Origin of the sequence: Aquisalinus flavus (assembly GCF_014640095.1) — a bacterium.
GTDB lineage: Bacteria > Pseudomonadota > Alphaproteobacteria > Caulobacterales > Parvularculaceae > Aquisalinus > Aquisalinus flavus.
Genome location: NZ_BMGH01000001.1, coordinates 373,928 through 388,530, shown reverse-complemented (window position 1 = coordinate 388,530; position 14,603 = coordinate 373,928). Strand labels below are relative to the sequence as shown.

General features: G+C 63.0%; 10 protein-coding genes. 6 read left to right on the top strand and 4 right to left on the bottom strand.

Translation table 11 applies throughout. The annotated features are described in order from the left end of the window. Positions 1-48 precede the first annotated feature (48 nt). On the bottom strand, positions 49-1,620 hold the full coding sequence (locus IEV88_RS01895) for a sodium/sugar symporter (RefSeq protein ID WP_188159601.1): 1,572 nt from the start codon (positions 1,618-1,620) through the stop codon (positions 49-51). Positions 1,621-1,934: 314 nt separating this feature from the next. Between IEV88_RS01895 and IEV88_RS01890 the strand changes: the two genes are divergently transcribed. Genes IEV88_RS01890 through IEV88_RS01880 form a run of 3 tightly spaced genes read left to right on the top strand, consistent with a single transcriptional unit; the run spans position 1,935 to position 7,879 of the window. Beyond that, positions 1,935-3,362, top strand: a complete 1,428-nt coding sequence (locus IEV88_RS01890; protein ID WP_188481188.1) for a TolC family protein — start codon at positions 1,935-1,937, stop codon at positions 3,360-3,362. Between the two features lie 53 nt (positions 3,363-3,415). Beyond that, positions 3,416-4,645, top strand: coding sequence for an efflux RND transporter periplasmic adaptor subunit (locus IEV88_RS01885; RefSeq protein WP_188159599.1), 1,230 nt, complete (start codon positions 3,416-3,418; stop codon positions 4,643-4,645). Between the two features lie 36 nt (positions 4,646-4,681). Next, the gene (locus IEV88_RS01880; RefSeq protein WP_188159598.1) at positions 4,682-7,879 is read left to right on the top strand and encodes an efflux RND transporter permease subunit; all 3,198 of its coding nucleotides are present in this window, start codon (positions 4,682-4,684) and stop codon (positions 7,877-7,879) included. Positions 7,880-7,888: 9 nt separating this feature from the next. Here the strand turns inward: IEV88_RS01880 and IEV88_RS01875 are convergent, their stop codons facing one another. Then, a complete protein-coding gene (locus IEV88_RS01875) occupies positions 7,889-8,704 on the bottom strand; it encodes a sterol desaturase family protein (RefSeq protein ID WP_188159597.1) in 816 nt (271 codons plus the stop codon). Between the two features lie 46 nt (positions 8,705-8,750). Here IEV88_RS01875 and crtY point away from each other — a divergent pair, with 46 nt between their 5' ends. The 3 genes from crtY to IEV88_RS01860 are packed head-to-tail and all read left to right on the top strand — an operon-like array spanning position 8,751 to position 12,461. Then, a complete protein-coding gene (crtY, locus tag IEV88_RS01870) occupies positions 8,751-9,959 on the top strand; it encodes a lycopene beta-cyclase CrtY (RefSeq protein WP_188159596.1) in 1,209 nt (402 codons plus the stop codon). Positions 9,960-9,965: 6 nt separating this feature from the next. Continuing rightward, the gene (locus IEV88_RS01865; protein WP_188159595.1) at positions 9,966-11,486 is read left to right on the top strand and encodes a phytoene desaturase; all 1,521 of its coding nucleotides are present in this window, start codon (positions 9,966-9,968) and stop codon (positions 11,484-11,486) included. A 6-nt stretch (positions 11,487-11,492) separates the two neighbouring features. Beyond that, positions 11,493-12,461: a phytoene/squalene synthase family protein gene (locus IEV88_RS01860; protein WP_188159594.1), complete on the top strand. Its 969-nt coding sequence runs from the start codon at positions 11,493-11,495 to the stop codon at positions 12,459-12,461. Here the strand turns inward: IEV88_RS01860 and IEV88_RS01855 are convergent. Next, on the bottom strand, positions 12,458-13,630 hold the full coding sequence (locus IEV88_RS01855) for an ABC transporter permease (RefSeq protein WP_188159593.1): 1,173 nt from the start codon (positions 13,628-13,630) through the stop codon (positions 12,458-12,460). The two genes, IEV88_RS01860 and IEV88_RS01855, sit on opposite strands and share 4 nt — an antisense overlap. Continuing rightward, entirely contained in the window at positions 13,630-14,598 is a 969-nt protein-coding gene (locus IEV88_RS01850; RefSeq protein ID WP_188159592.1) for an ABC transporter ATP-binding protein, read from the bottom strand. The genes IEV88_RS01855 and IEV88_RS01850 overlap by 1 nt, the downstream gene beginning before the upstream one ends. Positions 14,599-14,603: the final 5 nt, after the last annotated feature.

Genomic DNA, 14,603 nt, shown 5'->3' with positions numbered 1-14,603 from the left:
CGACCGCGTGCAACGGGCGACGCGTCGGCGCCGCCCGTCTTCAGTGACTTACCACCAGACGGCGTATAGCACGATCAGGATGATCGTCACGATGATGGCGCCGATATTGAAGCCGGGGCCGGTCTTGAACGAGATGTCGCCGAGGCGGACGGTCTTGTCGTCCGGCTGCTGCTTTTGCAGGAACGACAGGACGATGCCGAGGGCCAGACAGATCAGGAAGACGAAGCCGACCCGGTTCATGAACGGCATGTCGGGGAAGATCATCGGCCAGATCACCGACAGCACGACCGAGGAGATCACCGCCGCAAGCCCGCCGATCTCCGTCGCCCGTTTCCAGAACATGCCGAGGAAGAAGATCGCGACAATGCCCGGGGTGAAGAAGCCGGTCCAGTTCTGGATGTTCTGGAACACCTGTCCCGACGCGCCAAGCAGCGGCTGGGCGAGGAACACGGCAATGACCAGCGCGACGAAGGATGCGATCCGTCCGATCATGACGAGGCGCTTCTCCGGCGCGTCTTTCGCCAGCAGCGGCTTGTACAGGTCCATCGTAAAGATGGTCGAGATCGAGTTCATCATCGAGCCGACGGACGAGACGATCGCCGCAACCAGCGCCGCAAAGATCAGCCCGCGAATGCCGACCGGGGCATAGGTCATCATCGTCGGATAGGCCTGGTCGGGCTTGCTGATGTCCGGGGCCAGCATGACCGCAGCAATGCCCGGCACGACGACGATGAACGGTACGATCAGCTTGAGGAAGGCGGCGAACATGACGCCGCGCTGGGCTTCCCTGATGTCCTTTGCGCCGAGGGCGCGCTGGATGATGTACTGGTTGAAGCCCCAATAGGACAGGTTCATGATCCACATGCCGCCGATCAGCACGCCGATGCCAGGCAGGTTCTGGAAGTCCTCCGGCCGGGTTTCCCGGTCGATGATCATGTCAAAGCGTTCGGGCAGTTCGGCCACCAGGGTCTGGAACCCGGCCACCGCGCCGGCGTCGCCGCCCAGCTCGCCGAGCACGATCCAGGTGATCAGCGCCCCGCCGAACACCAGCAGCACGACCTGGATGATGTCGGTCAGCGCCACGGCTTTCAGCCCGCCATAGATCGAGTATGCCGCGGCAAAGGCAGCGAGCGCCAGCATGCCGTAGAACATCTCAAGCCCGGTCAGCGTGTTGATTGCTGTCGCCCCCAGCCACAGCACCGTGGTCAGGTTCACGACGGTGTAGAGCACAAGCCAGAACACCGACATGACATATTTGACCGAGGAGCCGAACCGGCTCTCAAGGAATTGCGGCATGGTATAGATGCCGCGCTTGAGGAAGATCGGCAGGAAGAACTTGCCCACGATCACAAGGGTGATCGCCGCCATCCATTCATACGACGCGATCGCCATGCCGATGGCAAAGCCGGAGCCGGACATGCCGATGATCTGCTCGGCGGAGATGTTCGCCGCAATCAGCGAGGCACCGATCGCCCACCAGGGCAGCGCCTTGCCGGCGAGGAAGTAGTCTTCCGTATTTTTCTCGTGGCCCGCCTTCTCGCGCGAGACCCATGTGGCGATTCCGATCAGCGCCAGCGCATAGCCAGCCACGATCACCAGATCGATCAATTCAAGAGACATCCGGTCTGCCCTCCCGTTGATGGCGGCTTTCTTGCCGCACTGTTCCTCTACCTGTCAGGCCGACTGTTTCGCCCGAATCCCCCGGTTTTCAAACAGGTTTCTGCGTAATGGACCGACCGCACAGGCTGTTTTTCCGACCGTCTGGATGACGACGCCCCGGCGGCGCACAGACCCGGCAGATTAATACCACAATAAGCCCATTGACAACCGGTGCCGCGCCGCCGATTGCGACGCAGGCGTCGGACTTGCGTTGTTACGCCGCATTCTTCTTTCCCGTTCAATTGTTTGTGAGAAATCCGTCATTAAAGGCCTGTATGCATTTCTGCTATATCTACGTCGACATGAAGAGATTTTTTGCCACCACCGCGCTTGCCAGCATCGCGGCCAGTCTCACGGCGTGCACGTCTGTGCCGCCGGCAAATGATATGGTGCCCGATGCCGGGCAGTATTCCTTTCCGGCGGCGGCGACCGAAACCCGACCGGGTTCGCTGGATCAGTCATCGCTCAGCAGCCCCTGGTACGAAGCAGCCGTCGCACCGGAGCTGGCCAGCCTGCTGCAGATCGCTGCCGAACAAAGCCCTGCCATCCGCATTCAGGCCAAGCGCGTTGAACAGGCCGAGGCAAACCTTCAGTCCGCTGAAGCGAGCCGGTGGATCGACGTCGTCCTGAGCGGCAATGCCAGCGCCGATTACGATCTCGACAGCAATGACAGCACGGACTCCCGGCGCGCAGCGCTCGGGCTCGACCTGCCCCTCGATGTCAGCGGACGCCTGCGCACCCTGCGCGATGCAGCGCGCTATAATCTCTATACCAGCGCCGCAACCTACGACCAGACGCGCAACACCGAGCTGCGCGACCTGTCGCTGAACGTTATCGATGCCTCGGAATCTGCCCTGCTCTACCGGCTGATCGAGGAACAGATCGAGACGAGCCGCACCCTGCTGCAACTGACGGAGCTGCGCTTTGCCCAGGGCCAGGCTTCGATTGTCGATGTCCTCCAGCAGCGTGACCAGATCGCCTCGCTCGAACAGCAATTACCGCCGCTGCGCGCAAACCGCGTCAGCGCCATCGACGCGATCGCCACCGCGACCGGTACGCCGCCCGCTGAAGACGACATGCCGGCCCTGCTTGCCGATATCCCCGTCATCACGCCGGTCGATGCCTATCCGCAGGCCGACGTGCTGTTCGACACGCGGCCGGATCTGCGCGCATCGGTCTACGCCCTGCGGGCCGACAATGCGACCTATACCGCGGCCATTCTCAACCGGCTGCCGTCCTTTGGCCTTTCAGGGTCGGCCGTCTCTTCCCTCGTGTCCGGCAATGCCAGCGAGTTTGTGACCGCAACGGTGTCCGGCGCCCTGACGGTGTTTGATTCCGGCGCGAAGGATGCGGCCATCGATTTCAGCCGCGCCCGGTATGAAGAGAGCGGTATTCTGCTGCTGCAGGACTGGCTGGATGCCCTTGCTGAGATAAACGGGTTGATAAGCAGTGAAAATGAGGGGCTGGAGAATATCCGCCTGACCCAAGACAGACTGGAAACATCGCGGCAGCTGCTGGAATCGGCCCGCCGCCGCTATCGCCAGGGCGCCAGTGATTATCTACCGGTACTCGATGCCCTCAGTTCGATTCAGACACAGGAACGCCGTCTGATCAACCTGCAGGCGGAACAAGCTAGAATTCGTATCAGGCTGCATGCCGCTCTAGGCCTGCCTGCGCAGACAATGACCGAGAGGACGATTTGATGAACGGGGATCACCAACAGGGCGCAGAGAGAAAGAAGAGCCGGTTTAGGCTCATGACGGTATTTCCGGTGGTGCTCGCCGTGGGCTTCGCCGTCGCCATCCTGTTTCTCTATGCGACCCAGCCGCGCACCCGGATGCAGCAGCCGGAAGCGAAAAGACCGGTTGTCGAGGCGCTTGCCCTGCGGACGGAAACACGGGACGTCACCACGTCGGCCCAGGGCGTCGTTGCGGCGGCGAACGGTACCGTCGAATTGAGACCGCAGGTCAGCGGCGATGTCATCGCCACCCATCCGAATTACAAGCCAGGCGGATATATTCCGGCTGGCGAGACGCTTCTGCAGATCGATCGCACCGATTACGAGCTTGCGCTCGCCGATGCCCGCGCGGCCCTGAATCAGGCCAGGGCGACAGTCGATATCGAGAAAGGCCAGCAGCGCATCGCAGAAGCTGAATTCGAATTGCTCGAAGGCGATATCGAGTTCGATACCGCCTCTCGCGCCCTAGCCCTGCGCCAGCCGCAGCTGCAGCGAGTCGAAGCAGATTATGAAGCGGCGCTCTCTGCCGTGGATCGTGCCCAGCTGAATCTGCGCCGCACCTCGCTGAGCCTGCCCTATGATGTGGTGGTTCTTGGTGTTGACGCGATTGAAGGTGAATATCTGGGTGCACGGGAAGTTGCTGGCACCCTCGCCCGCGCCGATGAATTCTGGGTGGAATTGCGCGTCCGGCACGATGTCCTGGCACGACTGGATACGCGCAGCGCGGACGGCACAGGCTCTGCCGTGCGCCTCTCGCTGAATGGCACCGAATATCCCGGTGAAGTCATCCGCATACGGGCGGATGTTTCCGAGGAGACACGTCTCGGCGGGGTCTATGTCGGCGTCGACGACCCGCTTTCCATGCGCCCGGAAAACGAAGACCGCCCGCCGCTGCTGATTGGCTCCTATGTCGCTGCGACCCTTCAGGTAGGCAGCGTCGACGATGTCATCGTCATGCCGCGCCGGGCCCTGCAGGATAACAACATGGTCTATGTCGCGACGGCGGAGGACCGTCTCGACATTCGTCCCGTGCAGATAGCCTGGGAACTGGATGACGAGGTCCTGGTCCGCCCGACCTTCGAGGCCGGCGACCGGATCATCACAAGCCGCGTTTCAGGCATCGCTCCGGGCACGGAATTGCGCGTCCGCTTGAACGGGACCGAGACCGGCGGCAATGGCGAGGTTTCCGCCGTTGACTCGGCAGGCGATAGCGGCGCTGGCAGCACCGCGACCAGCGGCAGCAACTAGAGTTAGACGACGAGATCACCAGCGGAGACGGAACACATGGCTGAAACCAGCGGGGCGCCGGTAAAAAAGAGCAAGCACGGCTTTGTCGGCTGGATGGCGGATAACCATGTCGCCGCCAACCTCTTGATGCTCGCACTCGTTCTGGGTGGCATCTATTCCATGATGAACGTGCCAAAGGAAATCTTCCCGACCTTCGCGCCGAATTCCGTCGCCGTGTCCGTTTCCTATCCGGGGGCCAGCCCCGAAGAGGTCGAGGAAGGCATTGTCCTGCCGATCGAGGCCGAGCTGCGGTCCATCAGTGACATCACCGAGATCAATTCCACTGCCAGCGAGGGCTATGGCCAGGTCACGGCTGAACTGGCCGAAGGCGCCAGCATCGACCGTACCCTGCAGGATATCCGCAGCGCCGTTGACCGGATTACCTCCTTCCCGGACGATATCGAACCACCGCGTGTGCGCTATGATCAATGGACCCGCTCCGTCGTCGAGCTTGGCATTACCGGCGATATCTCCGAACAGGCGATGTATGACCTGACCCAGCGTGTGCGGGACGAACTGCTGATGATCGAAGGGGTTTCCGGGGTCAATATCAGCGGGCTGAGGGAGCCGGAAATCTCCATCGAGATCTCGCAACGCCAGCTGCGTGCTCTCGGTCTGACGCTGACGGACGTAGCCTCGATCGTGCGCAGTTCCGCCCGGGACGTGCCGGCGGGCGGGTTCGAGACCAATGAAGGCGAATATCTGCTGCGCACCGAAGGCCGCAAGGAACGCGGTCTCGAATTTGCAGAAATCCCGCTGAAGTCCGATGGTGACGGTTCCGTCGTGCGCCTGAAGGATGTCGCCAATATCAATGACGGCTTCACCGAAGCCTGGCGCTTCTATCGCTTCAACGGACAGCCGGGTGTCCGCCTGTTCGTGACACAGGCAGAGGGCGGCAATCCGGTCGATCTGGCGAACAGGGTCAAGGCCTATCTCAAAGAGGTCAACCGATCCCTCCCTGACGCGGTCCAGATCCAGGTCACGGATGATGACTCGGAGAATTATTCCGATCGCGCAAAGCTGCTGATCGGCAATGGTGTGGGCGGTTTGCTGCTGGTCATCATCACCCTTGGCCTGTTCCTGAACCTGCGTCTCGCCTTCTGGGTGTCGGTCTCGATCCCGGTGGTGATGATCGGGTCTTTCGTCCTGCTATGGCCCACCGGCCAGTCGCTCAACATCCTGACGATGATGACCTTCATCCTGACGCTGGGTATCGTCGTCGACGATGCGATCATTGTGGGCGAGAACATATACGCCAAGGCGCAACAGGGGCTGCCGACAAATCAGGCCGTGCTGGAAGGCACGAAGGAGATGGTGGTTCCGGTCACTTTCGCGGTCATCACCAACATCATCGCCTTCATCCCGCTGATGTTCATTCCCGGCGAGACAGGCCAGTTCATGAAGGCTCTGCCGATTGTAGCGTGTACGATCTTTTTCGTATCGCTCGTCGAATCGCTTCTGGTCCTGCCATCACACCTCAATGGCAAGGCGTCGCTTGCTGGCGGCAATCAGGCAAAGAGCTCGAACAGGACGTGGCGCCGTGTCGGCCTGTTCCGCCAGCGAGTCGCCCGCACCATGGACGATCTGCGCGACACGCATTACCGCAACGGCCTGGTCTGGGCGCTGAAGCACCCGGCCAGCATTATTGTCGGCTTCCTCGGCTTCGTCGCCGTGATCTTCGTCTGGTATTCCACCGACCGGATCGAACTCGGGTGGTCGCCACGCATCGCCTCCGACCGTGTTGACGGCGAACTGGAAATGCCGACGGACGCTACCTTCGATGAAACGCTGGAAGTCGCCCTGCGCCTCGAGGCAGCAGGCTTGCGTGCCCTCGACCAGCTCGGCGGCCGCGACCAGATCGAAAGCTGGGAAGTCTCCTCCGGCTGGGGCGGCTACACCCAAGCCGACGTCACCTTCCAGCTTAAACCCGAGACGGAGCGCAATTTCACCCAGGCCGAATTCACCAATCTCTGGCGCCAGGAAATGGGCGAAGTCCCCGAAGCCAAAATGCTGCAATTCGAATTCGTCTCCGGTCCGGGCGCCGGCAAGGCGCTGCGTTTTGCCCTGTCCCACCCCGACGAAGACACGCTTGAAGCCGCCGCCCGCGAACTTGCCGCCGGGATGGAGAATTTCGCCGGCGTGTTCGATGTCGCCGACGGCACGGCCGAAGGCAAGCGCCAGATCCGGTTCTCGCTGACGCCGGAGGGCCGCGCCCTCGGCCTGACGGAAGCATCGCTCGGCCAACAGATCCGGGCGACCGGGTATGGCGCCGAAGCGCTTCGCATGCTGCGCGATGGCAGCGAAGTGCGTGTCTTCGCCCGCCTGCCGCGCGAGGAGCGCCAGTCGATCAATAACCTGTCGGAATTCGTGGTCTTCGCGCCCAATGGCACGGAAATCCCGCTGCTGCAGGCTGCTGATATCGAGAACACGCGCGCCTTTACTGATATCCGCCGCGAGAATGGCCAGCGTGTCATCCGCGTCACCGGCGGCGTCAATGAGAGCGTGACCTCGATCACACTTGCCCGCCAGGGCATCGTCGATGGCCCGTTGCAGGATATTCTCGCAAAATATCCGGGCCTGTCTGCCGACGTGGATGCAGGCTTTGGAGGCCGCGGTGACCGCGACCGCGTGTTTGGCGCCATCTTTGCCGGGGTCGGCGGTATGCTGATCATCATCTATGCGATGATGGCCGCCCTCTTCCGCAATTACATACAGGGCCTGATCGTGGTACTGACGATCCCGTTCTCTGCCAGTGCCGGTATCGCCGGGCATATCCTGATGGGGTATGACATGGCCGCGACTTCCGTTTTCGGGATGATTGCGCTGGGCGGGCTCGTGGTCAACGGATCGCTCGTATTGACCACCCGATTCAACGAGGCGCTCAAGCAGGGCATGCCGCTGCAGGAGGCGATCATCGAGGCCTCGATCAGCCGCTTCCGTCCGATCGTCCTGACCTCCATCACGACGACGGTCGGCCTCATGCCGCTGCTGTTCGAGACATCGGGCTCGGCGCGCTGGCTGGTGCCGATGGCGATTGCCCTGTCCTTTGGCACGGTCTTTTCGACCTTCGTGACCCTGTTCCTGATCCCGGTCCTGCATGAACTGCACCAGAAGCTCAGCAATATGCTGGCGAACCGAGCCGGACTGGGCGAAGCCGTCGAGGAAATCGACCCGGACAAGCTGCTGGCCGAGTAAGGCCCGAGACTATTCGGCAGGCGCTGTTTCAGGCGTCTCGCCTTTGGTCGATACCGGCTTCTTCCTGACCGCGACGTCCATCGTGTCGGTGCCCATCACCTGGTCCCAGAACCGGAAATAGAGCCCGTAATTCCACGAGAACCGCGTGTGGTGCAAATTGTGGTGGGTCGCGGTGATCATCTGACGGCCTGGCAGGGAGGTCATCCACCAGCGCGGGAAGATTTCCCAGCCCGCATGATTGGTGATGCCGACGACGGTCATCAGCGTCAGCAGGAACAGCACGACGCCGATATGGATCGGAATGAAGACGGCGCAGAGCGGCAGCAGCCACGCCGTCGTCAGCGCCTCGGTCGGGTGGAAGGAAAACCCCGCCCAGGGCGTTGGCTGGATCGATTTGTGGTGGGTACGGTGCATCACCTCGAACAGCGCCGGATGGTGCATCGCCCGGTGGGTCCAGTAGAACCACGTGTCCTGGATCGCCATGTAGAGGAAGGCGCTGAGCGGCAGGTAGAGCCAGCCCCACAGCCCTGCAGGCATGCCGCCATAGATCGCCGTGCCGCCTGCCTTCCACATTTCCAGTACGAAGGCCGCCGGCGCGGCATAGATGAACGCCGAGATCAGCGACATGATGATCTCATGGCGCACCACGTCCCGCTTCGGACTGATCCGCGCGAGCCTGACCGCCCTGACCTTGTCCTCAGGCCTGCCCCAGAGCAGCCAGTGAAACAGCCCGGCAATGGCGACATAGCGCAACTGGATGATCAGGGTCAGCCCGATATAGCTGACCAGAAATCCGCCAAGTGTGACTGCGCCCAAACTCTCCATGAAACTGTTCTAGCATGGCCCGGCGCCACAGGGTAAGACTGAAACCATGACCGACGGGCAGGATCTGCGCCACAACACCATCACCGCCGATGTCGCCCTTGCCGGCGGCGGCCTTGCCAATGGCCTGATCGCGTGGCGGCTGGCACAGGCCCGGCCGGACCTCTCCATCCTGATCGTTGAGGCGGGCGAGACCCTCGGCGGCAATCACACCTGGTCGTTTCACGAGACCGATGTCACCCCCGGCCAGCACGACTGGCTGGAGCCATTCATCGTCCATCGCTGGGACAGCCAGCTGGTGAGCTTCCCCAAGAGACGGCGGCGTCTGGAAACCGGCTATCGCTCGATCACATCGGAACGGTTCGACGACGTCCTCCGCGGCGTGCCCAATATCAAGGTGATCTCCGGCACGCCGGTCGACTGGCTCTCGGCCGACGCCATCGGGCTGGCCGACGAACGCCGCATCGAGTCAGCGCTGGTCATCGACGGGCGCGGCTATGCGCCGTCCCCGCACCTGCAGCTCGGATGGCAAAAATTTCTCGGCCAGCATGTGCGCCTCGAACAACCCCACGGGCTCGACGCACCGGTGATCATGGACGCGGATATTCCCCAGGAGGGCGGCTATCGCTTCATCTATCTCCTGCCGTTCAGCGACACCGAAGTGCTGATCGAAGACACCTACTATGCCGATGACGACGCGCTCGACACGGATGCCCTGCGCCAGCGCATCGCCTCATATGCTCAGGCCCGCAACTGGCAGATCGCCGAGGTGATCCGCGAGGAGGACGGCATCCTGCCGATCACGCTGGGCGGCGATATCGAGGCCTATTGGGCGGACTACCTGAAAGCGCCGCCAGCGGGCCTGCGGGCGGCGCTGTTTCATCCGGTCACAGGCTATTCCCTGCCCGATGCGGTGCGCGTTGCCGACCTTATCGCTTCACGGCCGAGCCTGGCCAGCAAGGATGTCGGGGAGGCCCTGCGCACTTATGCCATCGAGACATGGCGCTCGCAGCGCTTCTACCGCCTGCTCAACCGGATGCTGTTCTGGGCCGCAAGGCCGACGGAACGCTACAAGGTGCTGCAGCGCTTCTATGGCCTGCCGCCGGGTCTGATCGAGCGCTTCTATGCCGGGCAGAACACGCTTGCCGACAAGATCCGCCTGCTCGCGGGCAAACCCCCTGTGCCGATACACCGCGCCCTGCCCTGCCTTGCCGGACGCCACCCCGACGGTATATCTCCCCCTATAGAGAGGGCATGATCTGATATGACGACAGCAGCAGTAATCGGCGGCGGCTTTGGCGGCCTCGCACTCGCCATAAGGCTCCAGGCCGCAGGCGTTCAAACCACCCTGATCGAGAAGCGCGACAAGCTCGGCGGGCGGGCCTATGTCTACGAACAGGACGGCTTCACCTTCGATGCCGGCCCGACCGTCATCACCGACCCGTCGGCGCTGGAAGAACTGTTCGATATCTCCGGCAGGAAGCTGGAAGACTATGTCGAATTGCGTCCGGTCGCACCGCTCTACCGGCTGCACTGGGAAGACGGCTTTTCCTTCGACTACACTCAGGATTCCGAAGGTCTGGAAGCGCAGATCGCGAAGAAATCGCCCGGGGATGTCGAGGGCTATCGCAAATTCTATCAGTATTCAGAGGAAGTATTTCGCGAAGGCTATCTGAAGCTCGGCCATGTGCCGTTTCTGAATTTCTGGTCCATGGTCCGCGCCGCGCCGCAGCTGATGATGCTGCAGTCCTTCCGCTCGGTCTATGGCCGGGTGTCCGACTTCATCAAGGACCCGCATCTGCGCCAGGCGTTCTCATTCCATACGCTGCTCGTCGGCGGCGACCCGTTCAAGACCTCGTCCATCTATGCGCTGATCCACGCGCTGGAGCGCAAATGGGGGGTCTTCTTCCCCAAGGGCGGCACCGGCGCGCTGGTCGCCGGCATGGGCCGGCTGTTCGAGGATCTTGGCGGTACGATCCGGCTCGGCGATCCGGTCAGCGCGATCGAGGCTGACGGCGACCAGGTCAAGTCCGTCACGACGCAAAGCGGCTGGCACGGCGAGTTCGATGCCATCGCCTCAAACGCAGACATCGTACATACCTATGGCAAGCTGCTCGGCAAGTCCGACCGCGGCCCGACGCGCGCCCGGCAACTGACCGGCATGCGCTTTTCCAACTCGCTCTTTGTCGCTTACTTCGGCCTGAAGAAGCGCCACGACAACGTCGCCCATCACTCGATCCTGTTTGGCCCGCGCTATCGCGAGCTGATCTCGGAAATCTTTTCCGGCCCGGCCTTGCCGGACGATTTCTCGCTCTATCTCCACCGCGCCACGGCGACGGACCCGGAGCTGGCGCCGGAAGGCTGCGATGGTTTCTATGTTCTGTCCCCCGTGCCAAATCTCGGCAAGGCGGAGATCGACTGGTCGGTCGTTGGTCCTCAGTACCGGGACAAGATTTTCAGATATCTGGAGGAGCACTATTTGCCCGGCCTGACAGAGGATCTCGTCACCCACCGCATTTTCACGCCGGACGATTTCGTGACCGAGCTGAACGCCCATCTCGGCTCGGCCTTCTCGCTGGAGCCGGTGCTGACCCAGAGTGCCTATTTCCGCACTCACAATCGCGACGACAAGATCGGCAATCTCTATTTCGTCGGCGCCGGCACCCATCCGGGCGCAGGCATTCCCGGTGTCGTGGGATCCGCCAAGGCGACAGCGGGTCTGATGCTGGAAGATTTCGGTCTCGACCGCAGCAATGCGCCGAAGGCTGCGAAAGGCGCTGCCTGATCGATCATGGCTGGGCACGGGAAACATCTGGCCGATCAGAGCCGTCAGGCGATCGAACAGGGCTCGCGCAGCTTTGCCCTCGCCTCGCTGCTGTTCACGCCGGACATGCAGCGCGACGCCCACATGCTCTATGCCTGGTGCCGCCATTGCGATGATGTCATCGACGGCCAGAATCTCGGCTTCTTCGACGGCGACCCGTCAGCGCAGGACGACACGCCGGAAGCGATGCAGGCCCGCCTCGCCCATCTTCAGGTCCAGACCATCGCCGCGCTGAATGGCGAACCGGTGGAGGGGCCTGAATTCGCCGCCTTCCAGCAGGTCGCGCTGGCCCATGACATGCCCCACCAGCACCCGCTCGACCTGCTCGAAGGCTTCCGTATGGATGCAACCGACTATCAGTACACGACGCTGCAGGACACGCTCGACTATTGCTATCATGTCGCCGGTGTCGTCGGCGTGATGATGGCGATCATCATGGGTGTCGACAGGCAGGACGAGGAGACGCTGCACCGCGCAGCCGATCTCGGCATCGCCTTCCAGCTGACCAATATTGCCCGCGACATCGTCGACGACGCGAAAATCGGCCGCGTCTATGTCCCCGCCGACTGGCTCGAGGGTGCTGGCGTACCCGCCACCCCTGACGGCATTCTCGATGAGACCAACCGTGACATGCTCGCCCAAATCGCCCGCCGCCTGCTGAAGGAAGCCGACCGCTATTATGATTCAGCCGGTTACGGACTGCGCCGGCTGCCCTGGCGCGCTGCTGCTGCCGTGGCCGCCGCCCGCTCGGTCTATCGCGACATCGGCCGGCTGGTGCGCCAGCGCGGGCCCGCCGCCTGGAACAGGCGCGCCTCGACCTCGAAACCGCGCAAGATCTGGTGTGCCGGCAAGGGCCTGACACTGGCCGCCGGTGCCAGCCTCAACCGCCGCCGGGCCCTGCCCGAACGCGGCGATCTCTGGACCAGAACGGTCTAGTAGCGGTTGACCGCCAGCCGCGCGATCAGCATCCCGGCAATGCCGGTCAGCGCCAGCGCGACGCACCAGGGCAGGATGGTCGTTACGTCCCCGCCCCTGATTACCACACCGGAAAATGCTTCGATCCCCCAGGCATTGGGCGTCAGCGCGCCAATCGTCTGGAACGTCTCGGGCATCAGGATGCGCGGCGCCATCGACCCGCCGAGCGCCGCCATCAACAGGATCAGGATCGTGCCGATGGAATGGGCCTGCCGCCGCGTCTGGCACAGGGCGACGATCGCGAGGGTGATGCCGGCCGCGGCGAGTGCCGCACACAGGACGATGACGAAGATCACCCATAGGTAATTCAACACCGGCACATCGAAGGCGAGCCAGCCGAGCGCGAAGATGATCGCGCCCTGCGCCAGCCCCTGCAGCGTCAGGAAAGCGAAGCTGCCATCGACGACAACCGCCGGGCCGCCCGGGCTGACCGCGAGCCGGTCGAAAATGCCGCTCTCGCGGCTTTCGATCAGCGTCAGCGCGCCCTGGAGCGAGGACAGGAACAGGAACAGCATCGCGACGGCGATCGCGTAATAGCTGGCCGATGATACCGCCCCTGCGACCGGCGTGATCGTCACCTGCGGCGCCGTGCTGTCGAGGTCGATATCGGCGGGATCGAGCTCGGACAACTGCTCGCCAATGGCCCTCTGCTGGTCCGGTGTGAACGTGATGACCTCCTCCTGGAGGAAGGATATCGCCTCCTGCAAGCGCGCCTGCGGCGCATTGCGCCCGGCCATCTCTGTCACCGCGCTTTCAAGCATGCGCTCGGCAATGCGGCGGCTGGGGTCGGAAACGATCTCGAATTCCAGCCTGTCATCCTCGCCGACCCGGACGATCAGTCCGGCATCGGCCTCGCCCAGCCGCACGGCCCGGCGCACCGGGTCTTCCGTTGTCGCCGTCAATACGATATCGAGCCGGTCGATGCGCTCCATGCCGCTGGCGAAATAGCGGCCCATCTGCGTATCAGGCACGGCGATGGCGGTCTTCACCGTCAGGTCGCCGCTGGTCGTGTTGGCGAAGATCGACGCGAACACAGCAAAGAAGATCGGTGGCAGGATAAAGGCCATCGCCAGCGCGCTGCGGTCGCGCAGCAGGTTCAGGAACAGGGTGCGGATGACGGCAAGACGCATCAGGCTATCGCCTTTGCTGTAGCCTGTTCGGCTGCGGGTTCATCGGTGACATGGCGATAGACATCCCCAAGGGCAGGATCGCGAACCGAGACGGCGCTGACCGGCGGCACCTCCTGCAGCATCGTCAGCCTGTTGAGGATATCCTCGCTGGTCTCGCTCAACCCCTGCCAGTGAAGAGAGTTGTCGGGCAGCGGGGCCAGCCCGAGCTGTTCCAGCCCCCTGGTACTGGCGGCCTCGACCGGCGTCGCGAACCGGGCCTCGACAATGCGGCTATGCCCGAAATGCTGCGTTTTCAGCGCGCCGAGCGTGCCCTCGGCGATCATGGTACCCGCCTTGAGGATGCCGACGCGGTCGCATACCGCTTCGGCCAGCACCATGTCGTGCGTCGCCATCAGGATGGCATAGCCTTCCTCGCGCAATCGCCGGATCAGGACAACCACCCCTTCCAGCGCCTTGACGTCGACCCCGACGGAGGGTTCATCCAGCAACAACAGCGCCGGGCGATGCATCACCGCCGCGGCAATGTTCAGGCGCCGCCGCATGCCACCGGACAGGCGCCCGACGCGCACGCCCGCCCTATCGCGCAATTCGGTCAGGCCGAGCAGGTCGCCGGCGCGGGCCTTCGCCTCTCTGCCGGACAGGCCGAACAGCTGGCCGAAGACTTCGAGATTTTCCCGCGCCGTCAGATTGTCGTAGAGCGCCAGGTGCTGGGGCACGAGGCCGATCGCCCCGCGCGCCTTCTCCTCCCGGCACGGATCCTTACCGAGGACTGCGACGCGGCCCTGGCTTGGCGCAAGCCGCCCGGCAATGGTGCGGATCAGCGTCGTCTTGCCGGCGCCATTTGGCCCGAGCAGGGCGAACACCTCGCCCGCCTGCAGCGTCAAGTCGATGCCGTTCAGTGTCTTCTGGCCGCGATAATGGTGATGAACGCCGCTGACGGTAAGGGGCACGTCGGTGCTGGAAGCCATGAATG